Raw genomic sequence first — 16,418 nt, 5'->3', positions numbered from 1 at the left:
TCCTAGTCTCGAACTACTGCGCGGCTGTATTCCTTTTCGAATGCATCGATCATGAATGAGACGGTGTCGACGATCGGTTTGGCCGCCTTACTCGGCGAACCCGAGTCGAACGGAGGCTCGGGATCGTATTCGAGCGCGAGTTGGATGCCCTGCGCGAGCTCCGGACCCGCGAATTCGGCCACCAGCGTCAATGCGAGATCGATACCCGCAGAAGAGCCTGCGCCGGTGGCGATTCGGTCGCCGATGACGATGCGCTCCTCGGTCCGTTGGGCGCCGTACTTGGCGAGTTCGTCGTAGAAGTGCCAGTGCGTGGCCGCGGGCCGGTTGTCGAGCAGGCCCGCGGCGCCGAGGATGAGCGCCCCGGTGCACACCGAGGCGGTCCACCTGGTGTGCGGGTGGGCATTGCGTACCCAGTCGACGATCGGGGCGCTGTCCCTGGCGAGTGCGAGCGAGGCCGGGCCGCCGGGGATCAGGAGAATATCGGGACGCGGCACATCAGCGAACGTGGCGTCGACGCGCAGGTGCATCAGGTTGTGGTCGTCGTCGAGCGTGCCCGTTTCGGCGGCGCACAGCACCACTTCGGCGCCCGGCACGGTGCTGAATACCTGATACGGTCCGATGGCGTCGAGTGTGGTGAAACCCGAATACAGCCCGATGGCAATGATCACGAAATCCTCCTGGTGAATGATCGCGATAGCGATGCGGGGTGGTGCCGACGCGCCGCGCGAAAGACACGGTCATCGTTTCGAGACGCCCGAAATCGATCCGGGCGGCGATGGTGCCGATCGGCAGATCCGAAGTGGGTGAGCCGAAGTTTAGGGCCTCGACTCGCACACTCTCAACCAAAGCTGTTGGGCTGCGGCTTGTTTCGGCTCGAGTCGCGGCCTCTAGGTCGCCTGGCCGAATCGGGCGTGCATGAGATGGGCGAGATCTCGGAACAGGGGCATTCCGAGCATCGCGAACTGCAGGCGGTACGGAAGGGGGGCCTTGGCGCGTTGCTGTGGTGGCACCATCTCGTCCGGGCCGAGACTGCGAATCGTGGTGAGACCGAGGGGCTCCAGTTCACGTGGATCGTCGATGGCCCACCGGAGCGTGGCCTTCGTGCGCCGCACGGCCGGATTCAGTTTCTGCATCCGGACGGCGAGACTTCCCATGGCGTCGAAGATCATCTCACCGGAAGGCAGGTGCTCGACCAGCGCGCGCAGCAGCGCCCGGCCCTCGTCCGGATGCAGGTACGGGATGAGGCCCTCCGCCACTACCAGCGTCGGCGCGTCGGCCGGGATACGGGACACCCACGCGGGGTCGGTGACCGGCGAGCCGATGACCGTGTAATGGGGCGGCTGGTCGGGATACACCTCGGAGCGCAGCGCGACGATATCGGGATGGTCCACGTCGATCCAGTGCACCGAGTCCGGAGGGGCCAGCCGATAGACCCGGCTATCCAGGCCACAGCCGAGGTGCAGCACCGTCGCGGTCGAATGCGCGCGCAGGAACTCGCGGACCATATCGTCGAACCGCCTGGCCCGGGCGGCGACCATGAGGGCAGTCACGTGGCTCACCCCGAGCTTGCCGAAGTCGTAGTCGATCCGGCGCATCGCGCCCTCGGCGGTGGGATCGCCGAGAATGGGCTCGTTCTTGCGCGCGTCCAATGCCCGGCCGTACAAGGCGGCCAAGCACGCCGACTGCTCCTCGGTGAAACCGGCCTTGCCCTTAGCCATCTCATCACCTCATCAGCGTGTGCCGGTCAGTTGATCCTGGGCTGACTGATAACACAAAGCCAGGTGCCGTCGGGCTGTCTGCGCAGCACGTCGACGGTGATATCACCGCCGGGCCAGCGGTGCGCGGTCAGCGCCAGTTCGCCCATCAGTAGCGGTGGCTGCCGCTCACCGATCTCGTAGACCGGTTCGGTGGCGAGGAACTGTGCGTACGCCTCCCGGATCGCGGACAGGCCGCGCACGACGGGACCACCGGGTACCGCCAGCACGGCATCCGGTTCGTACAGCGCTGCGAGGCCGTCCGCGTCCGCTGCGCGTATGCGTGCGACGAACACGTCGATGATGTCCTCCGGCTCGACGATCGGTGCGCGGCTGTCACTGTCACTCATAAGACAACCATGGCAGGCGGTATCCGATTCACGCAGATATCCGGACCATCCTTGTCAACTTGCGCGCGGGGGTCGGATACTCCGAGTCCTGCAGAACGAATCCCCACCGTCCGATGCCGCCATCCTTGCCCCAGTCGACCAGCCGACATCGACAACCGAAGCGCACGAAATGTTCAGGGGGAGGACCATTTCGCCGTACACTGTGATCATGGTTGAGGCGAGGGCACAGAAGTTCATCGCATGCACTCCGGACGAATATCTGGAATTCGCAATGGATGTCGAGCGCTACGCACGGGTGGACGACAAGCTCGGCCCGTTCGACTGGGTGCGGCGCGAGGGGAATCACGTACAGTTCAAGTTCCGGCCCGCGATGCCGGGTCTGCCCGGGCCGGCGCCGAAAATGATTGCGCAGGGCGTTCTCACGCCGGGTAAGCGGGTGGATGTCAGTCTGGTCGCGCTGCCCGAGAACAAGCTGTGGAATCGAATCATGAAGTTCAACGCAAGTTTCGCCTGCGAACCTGTCGAGAACGGCGTGCTGGTCACGAGGATTATGGCGGCCGAACTCAATCCCGCTGTACGCTGGCTGGTCGAGCCGATCCTGCGGCGCAACCTGCCGCAGAACATCGAAACCGAAGTCGAGCAGGCCAAAGCGTATCTCGAAAAGTCAGGCGCCAGCAACTGATCCGACCAATCCCGAAATGCCCGGACCGATCGGTCCGGGCATTGTGCTGTCGTCGACTTTGCGGCCGACTCGCGCCGGATGCCAGGATAACAACCGGTGCTGTTCGCGGCGCTCCATCCGCTCCCCATCCGGAGAGAGTGTTATGAATGACGACTATGATGCAGTGATTGTAGGCTCCGGCCTGGCGGGCTGTACGGCGGCGATATTGCTCGGTCGCACCGGATTACGAGTCGCGCTGCTGGAGGCGCATCGCGATCCGAAAACGTACAAGCGATTGTGCACCTCCTCCATCCGTTCCAGCGCACTGCCCACCATGCGGCGCATCGGTCTGGACAAATTGATCGAGGATGCCGGCGGTGTACCGGCGCGGGACGCCTATTCGACGCCGTACGGCTGGCTGCGCACACCGCTGCAACCGGATCGTCCGCCGCACGGTTACAACATCCGCCGCCAAACACTCGACCCGCTGGTGCGCGCGGCCGCCGCCGAAGTGGCACAGGTCGATCTGATATTGGGCGCGAAAGTACGGGAATTGACCCGCGATCACACGGGCAGAATCGACGGTGTGGTCGCGCGAATCGACGGCGCGGACCGGCGATTCGGCGCGCGCCTGGTGATCGGCGCCGACGGCCGCGCGACCAAGGTCGCCGAATTGGCCGGACTGTCCGCGCATCTTTCCGAAAATTGCCGCGCCTGCGTTTTCGCGTATTACCGCAATGTGCAAGTGCCGGAAGACGGTTCGCTCAGCGTCTGGCTGAAGATGCCGGAAATCGTCTCGGTCGGCGCCATGGACGACGGCCACGCGATTCTCGCCGGACTGCTGAGCAAGCAGCAGTATGCCGAGGCTGAGGACAAGGAGGCGGCGCTGCTCGCGTCCTATGCCGGACTGCCCGATGTGCCGGATCTGTCGCAGGCCGAACGCACTTCGGACGTGATCGGCTATCGCGACTATCCGAGCATCACCCGCTGGCGGATCACCGCGCCCGGCGTCGCCCTTGTCGGGGATGCGGCGATGTCGGCGGATCCGGCCGAAGGCGCGGGCCTGGGCTGGGCGCTGCAGACGGCGGAATGGCTCAGCGACGCGGTAGCGAAGCCGTTGGCGGCGGGCACCTTCGCCGAGATCGATGCCGCCGCGCGGCGCTATCAGCGCCTCCATCGCATCCGCCTGTTACCGCATCAGCTGCAGATCGTCGATCTGAGCAGGCGACCGAACCTGTCGCTGCTGATGAAGTTCATGCTGTCCGCGGCGGTGCAGGACCGGTGGGTCGGCGCGTGGGTAACCAAGGCGGTCTCGCGTAATTCCTCGATGTTCACCGCGGTGCATCCGGTATTCCTGGCGCGAGCGACGGTCGCGGCACTGCGATCGCGCCGGGCGCGGCGGTCCTCGGTGACGTCCGCGGCGAAGGTGCGGCTGTCGTCCTAACCCTTGCCCGCGCTGAGCTTTTCGATATACGCCTTGGCGTGCTCCATTTCGGCACGAAAATTCTGCGGTAGATTCCGCCGCAGAATCGGCTCGATCACCCAGCGCAGCGGGGGGACGACCGCGAGACTCGTCGAGCTCGTCACCATCGTTCCCCCGACGGCGGGTGCGCAGACGAAAGATCCGGTGTACTTCATCACCGGGTTGGCCAGTTTGTTGTGCGGCGGTGGCGCCAGGGTAAGATCGATGCGCTTCCCCGGCGTCAGAGTCAGTTGGAGCACCATCTTCGGCATCGGCCGTGGCATACCCGGCAGCGCCGGACGGAATTTGAACTGCAACACATTTCCGGTGCGCCGAATCCAGTCGATCTTGGTTATCTTGTCGTCGACCTCGGCGTAGCGCTCGACGTCCATGACGAAATCGAGATATTCGTCGGAGGTGCATTTCATGAACTTTTCCACGACAACATCCATACTCGAGAAGATACGGTTCGCCCGACCACCGTGGCAACAGCTGGCGCGCAACGGATCCGGTGGTGGAACATGGAGGACAGCCCAATGCATCCGATGAGTATCGCGGCCTTCGGCAGCTATCTCCCGGCCGAGGTGATCACGCCCACTCCGGCCGACGCCGAAACCGATTTCATGGCCACCAGTCCGCTTTTCCGCCCGCCCGCCGAGCGGCACCGGATCGCGCCCGGCGAACGGGCGGCGGAGATGGTCGAGAAGGCCGCACGACCCATGTTCGAACGACTCGGCTGTGCACCGGCCGGAAATGTCGACATGTTGATCACCAATACGCTGCTGCCCGACGAATGCATCACCGGTTGCGGCGCGGAATCCGCCTATCGGCTCGGCTGCGAACCGGACCTCGTGCTCGATCTGCACAACGCCGGGTGCGCGGCCTTCCCCTACATGCTGAAGATCGCCCGGGCGATGATCACCACCGGCGAGGCGAAAACCGTACTGGTGGCGAACGTTCAGAACACCGCGGGTCAATTGTTCGCGCAACCGGAGATCGGTACCCGCCAGGCCGCCGCGCTCGCGGGTGACGGCTGCGGTGTCGCCTATCTGACCGCCGACGACCGCTCCCCCGTTCTGGGTGTCCACGTACGCAGTACCCCGGCATTCGCCCAGGATATGTCGCCCGCCACCGGCGACGGCCGCAAGTACTGGGAACCAGGATCCGGCGAGCTGGAAATCGCCTTCGCTCAGGAGAAATCGAAGGAAATCATCGAACGGGGCAACAATCTCATCCCCGAGGTGGTCGGCGAACTGTGCAAGAATCTGGAGATCTCGAATATCGACTATCTGGTCACCAATCAGCCGAACCGGCTGTTCCTGCGCAATTGGCGAAACGCGCTGGGACTCACCACGGATCAGCATCTCGACAGCTTCGACCGATGTGGCAATCTCTACGGCGCGGCGGTTCCGATCACTCTCGACATGGCAATCCGCGACGGGGTCGTCGGCGCGGACAAGCTCATCGTGATGGCCGGATTCGCGCACGCGGGCGATTTCGCCGCCGCCGCGGCGGTGCGCTGGAACGGTTGACCGCCGGGCTACCGCGGCAGCCAGCCTTCGATGAGTTTCGCGGTGGTTTCGGCGTGTTCGTCGAGGATCGAGAAGTGATCGGCCGCAACCACCGAAACCGAGTCCGCCACCGGCCATTTCGGCCATGCGGTGGCCTCGGCGGACAGCATCAGGGTCGGGACGTCCACCCGGTCCGGCGTCCATTCGTCGAAGATGCGCAAGTACGCGCCCATGGCGAGCAGACCGCGCGCGGAGATCAGGCGCCCCTCGCGGTCGCGCTCCACGACGCTGCCCAGTGCCCAGGCGAAGGCCGCGGCCCGGTCTGCGGCCTCCGGATGTATGGTGTCGATCATTACGATGCCGACGGGTGCGCATCCGGTGGCCTCGAGCCTGCTCGCCAGCGCGTGCGCGATGGTGCCGCCGATCGAATAGCCAACCAGCGCAAAGGGTTTTCCCTGGGTGGCGGTCTCGACCGCGAGGGCCAGTGCGGCGAGCGCGGCGTCCCAGGTGGCCGGAACCTTTCCGGTCCGGTCGAATCCGGGTAGCACCAGCGCCGAGGCACGCGAGCGGCGGGTGAAACTCGCTGCCATTCGCGCGAATTGATGCGGTCCCGAGCCGACCAGGAAGGACGGCACGAAGATCAGCCTCGGCACCTCATCCCCCTCGCTGACCAGCAGCGGCCGCGGTACGGCCGGGTCGGCGGATGTGAAGGTGGGTAGGTTGCGCGATGCCTCGCGTACCTGCGCGAGCGCCTCGCCCAGCGCACCGCGGGCGTGGGCGTGCCACAGCATCGTGGTCAGCATTTCCGACATGGTCAGTCCACTCCGAGGTCTCGGTCGATCAGGTCGAAGATCTCGCTGGCGCTCGCGGATCGGATGCGCTCGTCGTCGTCCTGTTCGGTATTGGCCTCGCCCACTTCGAGCTGCTGCTGCAGTGCCCGCAGGCGCTGCGCGATCGCGGCCCGCCGTTGCCGAGACTGGCCCTCGACGAGTGCGGCGAGATGGGTGACGGCCTGCTCGATCGGATCGATCGGCTCGGCCGGGCGCAACAGCCGAAGCAGATGCGCCGCCACCGCTTTCGGCGTCGGATGGTCGAAGACCAGGGTCGGCGGCAGGGTCAGCCCGGTGCTGTGGCCGAGGCGGTTGCGCAGTTCGACGGCGGTCAGCGAATCGAAGCCGAGTTCCTTGAACGGCCGGTCGGGTTCGACCGCCTCGGCGCCGGTGTGGTGCAGCGCCTGCGCGACCTCGGTCGAGACCAGGCCCAGCAGGTGATGTTCGCGTTCCGGGGCCGCCATCGCGGCCAGCCGAGACCGCAGTTGTTCCGCCGAACCACGGTCGCCGCGATGGCCCGCCACGGGCACGAGCCCCCGCAGCGGCGGCGGCAGTCCAGCGCCGCGCGCGCGATTTCGCAGTGCGACGGTATCCAGCCGCATCGGGGCCACCACGGGCAGATTCACCGCCAGCGCGGCGTCGAACAGTCCCAGCCCCTCCTCCGGCGACATCGCCACGATGCCGGTGTCGGCGAGACGCGAGACGTCGACAGCGGTGAGTTCCCTTGTCATCGAGGTGGTTTCGGCCCAGAAACCCCAGGCCATCGAGACGGCGGGCAGGTCCCGGGCGCGCCGCCACCGGGCCAATCCATCGAGGTAGACATTGGCCGCCGCGTAGGCGGCCTGGCCGGGACCGCCGAGCAGGCCCGAGGCCGAGGAGTACAGCACGAAGGCCGACAGCTCGCGGTCCCGCGTCGCCCGGTGCAGATTCCACGCCGCCTCGGCCTTGGCGGCGAAGACGCGATCGAGCTGATCGCCGGTCACCGATTCGACGGTCGCGTCGGCGAGGACACCGGCCGCGTGCACGACGATGCGCAGCGGTCGCGCCGGATCGATCGAGTCGATCAGCTCCGTGACCGCCACGGGATCGCAGACATCGCAGGCGACCACGCGGACCGCGGCGCCGAGCTCGGTCAGCTCGGCCGTCAGTTCCGCCGCCCCCGGTGCCGCGGGGCCGCTGCGACTGGCCAATACCAGTGACCGCACACCGTGGGTGACCACGAGATGCCGGGCCAGCAGTGCGCCCAAACCGCCTGTACCGCCGGTGATCAGTGCGGTCGAGTCGGGATCCAGGCCATCGGCCGGGCCGGCCGACGCGCCGACGCGGGCCAGGCGGGGCACGAACACGCGGCCCGCGCGCAGCGCGAGTTGCGGTTCGCCGCTGGCGACGGCCGCGGCCACCTCGGCGGCGGCGATCGGCTCCGCCGCGACGGGCACGTCGACGAGCACCAGCCGGTCCGGATGCTCGGCCTGGGCGCTGCGCACCAGTCCCCACACCGCCGTCGAGCACAGATCCGGCATCTCGTCCGGCTCGACGGCGACGCCGCCGCGACTGACGAGCACCAGTCGCGAATGCGAGAACTCCGGTGTCGCAACCCATTCGCGAATCAGCGCCAGCACGCGATCGAGCACCGGGCGCGGCCGATCGGGGGCATCGGAGCCCACCGCGACCAGCACGGTGTCCGGTACCGGCGTACCGGCCGCGACGGCGCTCGCGAGCGCACTCGAATCCTCGTACCGGACAGGACCTGTGGCCGGACGGTCGAATCCGCCTGCGATCACCGCGAAGTCATTGAACGAACCCGAGCTCGAAGACAGCGGCTCCCAGCGCATCTCGTACAGCCCTGCGCCCTGTGCCCGCCGGGCCGGGGCCAGCTGCGCCGCCGATACCGGCCGCGACGTCACCGATCCCACCGAAACAACCACGCGCCCACTGGTATCGGCGCCGGTCATCGCCACCGTCTGGGCGTCGACCCGATGCAGCCGCACACGCAGCGTCCGGGTCGCCCCGCCCCGTAGCCGCACCCGCGTCCAGGCGAAGGGCAGTACGACGCCGTCCGCCGCGGCATCCGGGCCGGGGCTCAGCAGGGCCGGATGGAATGCGGCATCGAGGATTCCGGGATGGACCAGATATCCGGGCGGGGCGGTGGGCGAGGACACCTCGGCGAACAGCTCCGCCCCGCGCCGCCAGACCGCCCGCACACCCTGGAACAGCGGGCCGTAGCCGAATCCGCGGTCGGCGAGCAGGTCGTACCAGCCGTCCACGGGGACCGGCTCGGCCTCGTGCGGTGGCCATTCGCCCCACTGCTCGTCCGTCGGATCGGCGGATTCGGCCGACAGGACACCCGAGGCGTTGCGCACCCAGTCGCCGCGATTGTCGTCGAGCGCGCCGAGCATCGAGTACACGGTGAATTCCCGCTGCCCGCCGTCGGACGCGCCGATGCGCAGCTGCACACTCACCGTGCTGTCCTCGGGAACGGTGAGCGGCGCTTCCAACAGAAGTTCGGTAACGGTCGGACATTCCAGGCGCGCGCCGACCGCGGCGGCCAGCTCCAGCAGTGTCGTTCCCGACACCACCACCCCGCCGAAGACCGCGTGATCGGCCAGCCAGGGATAGCGATCCAGCGACCACCCCGCGGTGCAGAGCAGGCCCGAACCATCGGCCAGCTGTACGGACCCGGCGAGCAGCGGGTGGCCGCCCGTCGCCAGGCCCATGGTGCGCACATCGCCGGTGTGCTCGCCGACGGCCCAGAAGCGCTGGTGTTCGAAGGGGTAGGTGGGCAGGTCGACCCACCGGCCAGCTCGACCGGCGAACAGCACGGTCCAGTCGACGGTCACGCCCGCCACGAAGACCTGCGCCAGCGACCGCAGCATCCGACGCGCACCGCCGTCACCACGGCGCAGCGAACCCAGGACCGCGACACGGATCCCCATGTCGGACACCGTTTCCTCGGTGCCGAGCGTCAGCAGCGGATGCGGACCCACCTCGATGGTGACCTCGTTCCCCGCCGCGAGCAGCGCGCGCAGGGCGGGTTCGTACAGCACCGGGTCGCGCAGGTTGCGGTACCAGTACTCCCCGTCCAGTGTCGCGGTGTCCAGCGCCGCGCCGGTCACCGTGGAGTAGAACGACACCGCCGCGATGCGGGCTCGCACCGGCCGCAGTGCCGCGATCAGCGGCTCGCGCAGCACGTCCATCGCGGAGGAGTGGGCGACGAATTCGACGCCGTCCACCAGCCAGCGCATGGTTCCCGCCCGGGCCAGATGCCGTTCCAGCCGCGCGAGCGCGTCGCGCTCCCCCGCGACGACCACCGAGCGGGGGCCGTTGACCGCGGCCACCGAGACATCGCCGTCGAATTCGGCGAGTACCGTGCGGACCGCCTCGGCGGAATCCACGATCGACAGCAGGGCACCGCCGCCGGTCACCCGGTCGGCGATCATCCGGCTGCGCGTGGCGACGATCCGCGCGGCATCCTCGAGCGACAGCGCCCCGGCCACGTAGGCCGCGGCGATCTCGCCCTGTGAGTGCCCGATCACGCCGTCGGGGCGCACACCGAACGATTCCCACAGCGCGGCCAGCGACACCATCATCGAGAACAGCACGGGCTGAACCACATCCACACGATCCAGCGACGGCGCGCCGCGCAGCGCCTCGGTCAGCGACCAGTCCAGGTGGGGCTCGAACGCCTTCGCGCACTCGGCGATCCGTTCGGCGAATACCGGTGCGGTGTCGAGCAATTCGCGGGCCATCTCGTCCCACTGCCCGCCCGCGCCCGGGAAGACGAAGCCGATTCCGTCGCGGCGGTCGGCCTGTCCCGTGACGACGTCGTCCTCGCGCCGGTCCTCGATCACCGCGTCCAGACCGGACAGCAGCTCCGCCCGGTCGGCGCCGATCACCACCGCGCGATGGGTCAGTACCGCCCGGGTCCGCACCAGCGCGGCGGCGATGTCGACCGGGTCCAGGTCGGGCCGGTCGAGCAGGTGGGCACGCAGGCGCCGCGCCTGTTCGACCAGTGCCGCGGCCGATTTCGCCGACAGCACCCACACCGTCGGCCCCCCGGAGAAGGGCGCGACCGCCTCCGCGGCATCGGGTGGAACCGGTTCGGGCGGCTGCTCGAGAATGACGTGGGCATTGGTGCCCGACACTCCGAACGACGACACCCCGGCCCGGCGCGGACGTTCGACCCGCGGCCACGGCCGGGCCTCGGTCAGCAGCCGCACACCCGCGGTGGCCCAATCCAACTTGGGCGTCGGGGCGTCCACGTGCAGGGTCTTGGGCAGTACACCGTGCCGGATGGCCAGGATCATCTTGATCAGTCCGGCCATCCCGGCAGCAGCCTGGCTGTGGCCTATATTCGATTTGATCGTCCCCAGCCATACGGGTTCACCGGTGCGCTTGTGCCCGTAGGTGGCGCTGAGGGCCTGGGCTTCGATGGGATCGCCCAGCACCGTGCCGGTGCCGTGCGCCTCCACCGCGTCCACATCGGCGGGCCGCAGTCCCGCGTCGGCCAGCGCCGCACGGATCACCCGTTCCTGGGACGGGCCGTTCGGCGCGGTCAGACCGTTCGAGGCGCCGTCCTGGTTCACCGCCGATCCCCGGATCACCCCCAGCACTCGATGTCCCCGGCGCTGCGCCTCGGACAGGCGCTCGAGCACCACCACACCCAGGCCCTCCGACCAGCCCGCGCCGTCCGCGTCCGCCGCGAACGCCCGGCACCGGCCGTCGATCGACATCACCCGCTGCCGCGAGAACTCCACGAACACACCGAGCGTCGCGATCACCGTCACCCCGGCCGCGATAGCCGTCCCGCATTCGCCGCGCCGCAGCGACTGACAGGCCAGATGCACCGCGACCAGCGACGAGGAGCAGGCGGTATCGATCGTCATCGCGGGCCCGGTGAACCCGAACGAATATGCCACCCGTCCCGACAGCACGGCGCCGGCCGAGCCCACACCCCAGTGTCCGCCGAGATCGGCATGGGTACGCGTGGCAATCTCGTAGTCCCGGTACATCGAGCCCGCGAACACGCCGGTATCGCTGCCGCGCAACGACGCCGGATCGATCCCCGCATCCTCCAGCGCCTCCCACGTACCCTCCAACAGCAACCGCTGCTGCGGATCCATCGCCAACGCCTCCCGCGGACCCACACCGAAGAACGCCGCATCGAAATCCGCCGCGCCGGAGAGGAAACCGCCCGAACGGCAGTAGGTCGTGCCGGGGTGTTCGGGATCGGGGTGGTAACCGGCGGCCACGTCCCAGCCGCGATCGGACGGGAACGGAGAGATCGCGTCGACCTCGTCGGTGACCAGCCGCCAGAGCTGATCCGGCGATTGCACACCGCCGGGATACCGGCACGACATCCCCACCACCGCGATCGGTTCGTGTGCCCGCTCGGCGGCCCGACGCTGTTCGGCGCGCAGTCGCGCGTTCTCGGTCATCGAGGCGCGCAGCGCCGCTATCACCTCGTCGGTGGACATGGCCATGGACAACTCCCTCTCGCGGCTACCGCTGTTCGGCGCGTAGCGCCAGCCGGACCAGCTCCTCGTCCGCCATCCCCGCGATATCGTCTGCTTCGTCACCGAAGGGCTCGAATTGGCTTGCGGTCGAGTCGATCTCGTCGTCGACGGGGAACAGCGCCGCGATCAGGTAGCCGGTGACCGCGCGCGGCGTCGGGTGGTCGAAGACGAGGGTGGCGGGCAGGGTGAGCCCGGTGGCCCGGCCGAGCCGGTTGCGAAGCTGGATCGCGGCCAGCGAGTCGAACCCGAGCTCCTTGAAGGCCGCATCGGATCCCACCGCGCTCGGATTGTCGTGGTGCAGGACGGCGGCCACTTCGGTGCGCACCGCCTGCAGCAGGCGCCGAATCCGGTCGGCGCCGGGCAGTTCGGTCAGTTCAGCGCGCAATCGCGCGGCTCGCTCGGCGGTTTCGCGGGTGTGCGGGCGCACCGCAACGAGCGTGTCCAGCATCGGCGCCAGGGCGCCCGCTTCCGCCCTGGCCCGCAGTGTCGCCGGGTCCAGCCGGATCGGGCACAGCACCGGCGTCGCGGTGGCGAGGGCGGTGTCGAACAGTGCGAGTCCCTCCTCGGCCGACATCGCGACGACGCCGAGATCGCTCATCCGGGAGATGTCCACCTGCCGGAGCCCGCCGGTGAGGGCGGTGGCCTCGGCCCAGTAACCCCAGGCGAGCGACTGCGCGGGCAGGCCGTTACCGCGCCGCCAGTGGGCCAGCGCGTCGAGGAAGACGTTCGCCGCCGCGTAGTTCGCCTGTCCCGCACCGCCGATCACCCCGGACGCGGAGGAGAACACGACGAATCCCGTGAGATCACGGTCCCGGGTCGCCTCGTGCAAATGCCAGGCCGCGTCCACCTTGGCGGCGAGCACACGGTCCAGTTGTTCGGCGCTCATGGTCTCGATCAGCCCGTCGGCGAGCACGCCGGCGCTGTGCACCACCACCCGCAGATCGTCGATGGTGGCGATCAGCTCGTCGACGGCCGCGCGATCGGTGATATCGCAGGCGACCACCCGCACCCGCGCTCCGAGTGCGGTCAGTTCCGCCTCCAGAGCGGCGCTGCCCAGAGCGGCGGGACCGCTGCGGCTCGCGAGTACCAGCGAACGAACGCCGTGCTCGGCCACCGCGTGACGGGCCACCACCGCACCCAAACCGCTTGTGCCGCCGGTGATCAGAACGGTGGAGTCGGCCTCGAAGGGGACGGATCCGGCCGCGGCGACCTCGGCCGGCCGCAGCTTCGGGATTCGCAGTCGCCCGGCGCGCACCGCGATCTGGGGTTCGCCGGTGGCGAGCGCCGCATCCACCTCGCTCCACCAGCGCTCCGGATCCGCGTCCCGGTCGGTGTCGAGGTCGACCAGGACGAAGCGACCGGGGTGCTCGGCCTGCGCACTGCGGATCAGCCCCCAGGCGGGCGCGGCCGAAAGGGTCTGTGGCGCATCGGGTCCCATGGCATCGCGAGTCAAGACCACCAGTTTCGCGCCGGACAGTTCCGCCGCGGTGAGCCAGCGTTGCACGACGGTCAGCAGGCCCTGTGTCACCGCGTGCACGGCGGCGGGTACATCGCGTGCGTCGGCCGCGACGATCGGGACCAGTACGACGTCCGGCGTGACCGCGCCGCTGCCGAGGGCGGCGATGAGGGTGTCGATGTCGGAGTAGCAGTGTGCGCGCGAATCCGCCCCGGCGGCATCGGATTCGGTGACGATCAGCGCCTTGTGGCCCGTGGGCGCAGGGGCGGGTGCGGGTACCTCGAGCCATTCGATACCGAACAGCGAGTGTTCGGTGCGCGCGGACACCTGTGCCTCGGAGACCGGCCGTGAGGTGACCGATCCCACCGAAACCACCTGTCGCCCGGCGAGATCGATGGCGGTCATCGTGACACTGTCCGGGCCGGTCCGGTTCAGCCGGACCCGCAGCGTGCGGGGTGGCTCACTGCCGCCGCGCAGGCGCACCCGCGACCACACGAACGGAAGCACCACGCCCCGCGGTTCGGCGGCGTCCTCGGTGGCGAACAGGGCCGGGTGGAACGCGGAGTCGAGCAGTCCGGGATGCAGCAGATATCCGGGCGGCGCTGTGGGAACCGATATTTCGGCGAAGATCTCCTCGCCACGCCGCCACACCGTGCGCATCCCGCGAAACAGGGTGCCGTAGCCGAAGCCGCGATCGGCCAGCCGATCGTAGCGATCGCCGACCGACACTTCGGTCGCACCGGCGGGCGGCCAGGTGTCCTCATCGCCGGTGTCTGGTTCCGCGTTCGACTCGGCGGTCAGCTGACCCGTGGCGTGGCGCACCCAATCCGGTCCTTCCCCAGCCGGTTTCGCATTCGAGTGCACGGAGAAGGCGGCAATCCCGCGCTCGTCGGGCTCGCTCACCCGTACCTGTATGCGCACCGCGGTGTCCTCGGGCACGATCAGCGGCGCCTCGAGCAGTAGTTCCGCGACGACCGGACGGCCCAGCCGGGCGCCCATCGCGGCCGCGAGCTCCACCAGGGTGGTCCCCGACACCACGACCTCGCCGAACACCCGGTGATCCAGCAGCCACGGCTGCCGGGCCGTGGACAGGATGCCGGCGCCCAGCAGGCCCGTGCCGTCGGCCAACCGTATCGAGGCCGCGAGCAGCGGATGGTCACCTTCGGCGAGTCCCACCGAATGCACATCCGCTACCGGCTGCGTCACCGGCCAGTACCGTTCGTGTTGAAAGGCATACGGCGGCAGATCGACTCGATTGCGGTCCTGCCCGGCGTACAGCACCGACCAGTCCACCGGCACGCCCGCGACGTACGCCTCCGCCAGCGACGACACCAGCCGCGCGGCGCCGCCGTCGTCGTGCCGCAGCGTGCCTGTCACGGCGACCTCGTCGAGGTCGCGCCCGGTGGCCTCGATCGACTGGCCGATCGACATGGCCAGCACCTGGTGCGGGCTGATCTCGATCAATGCCCGATAGCCCTGTTCGACCATACCGCGCACGCCCGCGTCGAATTGCACCGGCTCCCGCAGGTTCCGGAACCAGTACGGCGCATCCAACCGCGACGGCTCGGCCACCGAATTCAGCACGGTGGAATGGAAGCGCACCGCCGTGGTGTCGATCGGTGTCACCGAGGCCAACTCGGCCAGCAGCGGTTCCCGGACCGGCTCGACGCGCGGGCTGTGCGAGGCGTAGTCCACCGGCACCCGCCGGGCCCACACCCCTTCCGCCGCACACCGATCCAGCACCGCGGTCAACGCCTCCACATCCCCCGTGATCGTCACCGCGGCCGGGCCGTTCACCGCGGCCACCCACAACCGATCCGGCCACTCGGCCACCCGTGCCCGCACCCGCTCGACCGGTTCGGCAATCGTCGCCATTCCACCACCGCCACCGGCCCGAACCACACACTGCTGCACCAACCGACTGCGCACGGCCACGATCTGCGCCGCGTCCGCCAGCGACAGCACCCCGGCCACACACGCCGCGGCCACCTCACCTTGCGAATGCCCGATCACACCATCCGGGCGCACGCCGAACGACTCCCAGACAGCGGCCAGCGACACCATCACCGAAAACAACACCGGCTGCACCACATCCACACGTTCCAGCGACGGCGCACCCTCGGCGCCGGCCAGCACCTCCGACAACGACCAATCGATGTGCGGCTCCAGCGCTTTCGCACAATCCTCGATCCGCGCCGCGAACACCGGCGAGCACTTCAGCAGTTCGACGGCCATCCCCGCCCACTGCGCGCCCTGGCCCGGAAAGACGAAACCCACCCGGCCGGACCCGCTCGCACGACCCGGGACCACCGATTCCAGACCAGCCAGGAGCTCCGCACGATCGGACCCGACCGCCACCGCGGAGTAGGGCAGCCGGGCCCGCGTGGTCGCGAGCGAGTAGCCGATATCCGCCGGGTCGAGTTCGGGGTGGGCGAGCACATGGTCACGCAGCCGCCGGGCCTGATCCGTCAGTGCCGCGGCCGATTTCGCCGACAGCACCCAGACGTCCGGGGCCGCGGCCAACGGTGGCACGGGCGGCCGCGCGGTCCGCTCACCGGTTTCGGCCGCCTGCTCGACGATGACGTGCGCATTGGTTCCGCCGATTCCGAAGGCCGACACCGCGGCGCGGCGCGGGCGACCGGTCGCCGGCCACGGCCGAGCCTCGGTCAGCAGCGCCACACCGGCATCCACCCAATCCACCTTCGACGTCGGCGCGTCCACATGCAGGGTCTTCGGCAGCACCCCATGACGCAACGCCATCAGCACCTTGATCACACCCGCCATCCCCGCGGCAGCCTGACTATGCCCGATATTCGACTTGACCGACCCCAACCACAACGGATCACCGGACCGCCCACGCCCATACGTCGCGATCAACGCC

10 protein-coding genes are annotated in these 16,418 nt (G+C 68.8%); 3 read left to right on the top strand and 7 right to left on the bottom strand.

The features are described from left to right. Positions 1-2 precede the first annotated feature (2 nt). The 3 genes from NDR87_RS35975 to NDR87_RS35965 form a co-directional block, all read right to left on the bottom strand. A complete protein-coding gene (locus NDR87_RS35975) occupies positions 3-668 on the bottom strand; it encodes a DJ-1/PfpI family protein (RefSeq protein WP_251918593.1) in 666 nt (221 codons plus the stop codon). A gap of 219 nt (positions 669-887) precedes the next feature. Continuing rightward, positions 888-1,718 (bottom strand): class I SAM-dependent methyltransferase, encoded by an 831-nt coding sequence (locus NDR87_RS35970; RefSeq protein WP_251918592.1) that lies wholly within the window; start codon positions 1,716-1,718, stop codon positions 888-890. A 26-nt stretch (positions 1,719-1,744) separates the two neighbouring features. Beyond that, positions 1,745-2,104 carry a nuclear transport factor 2 family protein gene (locus NDR87_RS35965; RefSeq protein ID WP_251918591.1) on the bottom strand — a complete coding sequence of 120 codons (360 nt, stop codon included), beginning with the start codon at positions 2,102-2,104 and terminating at the stop codon, positions 1,745-1,747. 208 nt (positions 2,105-2,312) lie between these two features. On the opposite strand from NDR87_RS35965, the gene NDR87_RS35960 reads away from it, so the two are divergent. Both NDR87_RS35960 and NDR87_RS35955 read left to right on the top strand, forming a co-directional pair. Further along, complete coding sequence (locus NDR87_RS35960) at positions 2,313-2,786, top strand: hypothetical protein (RefSeq protein WP_251918590.1); 474 nt, start codon at positions 2,313-2,315, stop codon at positions 2,784-2,786. A 163-nt stretch (positions 2,787-2,949) separates the two neighbouring features. Further along, positions 2,950-4,209 (top strand): NAD(P)/FAD-dependent oxidoreductase, encoded by a 1,260-nt coding sequence (locus NDR87_RS35955; protein WP_251918589.1) that lies wholly within the window; start codon positions 2,950-2,952, stop codon positions 4,207-4,209. Here the strand turns inward: NDR87_RS35955 and NDR87_RS35950 are convergent. Next, on the bottom strand, positions 4,206-4,679 hold the full coding sequence (locus NDR87_RS35950) for an SRPBCC family protein (protein WP_251918588.1): 474 nt from the start codon (positions 4,677-4,679) through the stop codon (positions 4,206-4,208). The two genes, NDR87_RS35955 and NDR87_RS35950, sit on opposite strands and share 4 nt — an antisense overlap. Before the next feature lie 93 nt (positions 4,680-4,772). On the opposite strand from NDR87_RS35950, the gene NDR87_RS35945 reads away from it, so the two are divergent. Next, positions 4,773-5,759, top strand: a complete 987-nt coding sequence (locus NDR87_RS35945; RefSeq protein ID WP_251918587.1) for a 3-oxoacyl-ACP synthase III family protein — start codon at positions 4,773-4,775, stop codon at positions 5,757-5,759. Positions 5,760-5,767: 8 nt separating this feature from the next. Here NDR87_RS35945 and NDR87_RS35940 read toward each other — a convergent pair whose 3' ends face one another. From NDR87_RS35940 to NDR87_RS35930, 3 genes are read right to left on the bottom strand one after another with little or no spacing between them, the layout of a single operon-like run. Beyond that, positions 5,768-6,541, bottom strand: coding sequence for an alpha/beta fold hydrolase (locus tag NDR87_RS35940; RefSeq protein WP_251918585.1), 774 nt, complete (start codon positions 6,539-6,541; stop codon positions 5,768-5,770). An 11-nt stretch (positions 6,542-6,552) separates the two neighbouring features. After that, positions 6,553-12,048, bottom strand: a complete 5,496-nt coding sequence (locus NDR87_RS35935) for a type I polyketide synthase (RefSeq protein ID WP_251918584.1) — start codon at positions 12,046-12,048, stop codon at positions 6,553-6,555. 19 nt (positions 12,049-12,067) lie between these two features. Continuing rightward, positions 12,068-16,414, bottom strand: coding sequence for a type I polyketide synthase (locus NDR87_RS35930; RefSeq protein WP_286014463.1), 4,347 nt, complete (start codon positions 16,412-16,414; stop codon positions 12,068-12,070). Positions 16,415-16,418 lie beyond the last annotated feature (4 nt).

This window comes from Nocardia sp. CDC159, from assembly GCF_023740735.1.
In the GTDB taxonomy this organism is placed as follows: Bacteria; Actinomycetota; Actinomycetes; order Mycobacteriales; family Mycobacteriaceae; genus Nocardia; species Nocardia pulmonis.
This window is presented reverse-complemented; position numbering and strand designations above follow the sequence as displayed.

Coding starts and splice junctions, on each gene's coding strand:
- NDR87_RS35965 (WP_251918591.1), bottom strand. CDS start 2,104: ATGAGTGACAGTGACAGCCGCGCACCGATCGTCGAGCCGGAGGACATC.
- NDR87_RS35945 (WP_251918587.1), top strand. CDS start 4,773: ATGAGTATCGCGGCCTTCGGCAGCTATCTCCCGGCCGAGGTGATCACG.
- NDR87_RS35970 (WP_251918592.1), bottom strand. CDS start 1,718: ATGGCTAAGGGCAAGGCCGGTTTCACCGAGGAGCAGTCGGCGTGCTTG.
- NDR87_RS35940 (WP_251918585.1), bottom strand. CDS start 6,541: ATGCTGACCACGATGCTGTGGCACGCCCACGCCCGCGGTGCGCTGGGC.
- NDR87_RS35950 (WP_251918588.1), bottom strand. CDS start 4,679: ATGGATGTTGTCGTGGAAAAGTTCATGAAATGCACCTCCGACGAATAT.
- NDR87_RS35935 (WP_251918584.1), bottom strand. CDS start 12,048: ATGGCCATGTCCACCGACGAGGTGATAGCGGCGCTGCGCGCCTCGATG.
- NDR87_RS35960 (WP_251918590.1), top strand. CDS start 2,313: ATGGTTGAGGCGAGGGCACAGAAGTTCATCGCATGCACTCCGGACGAA.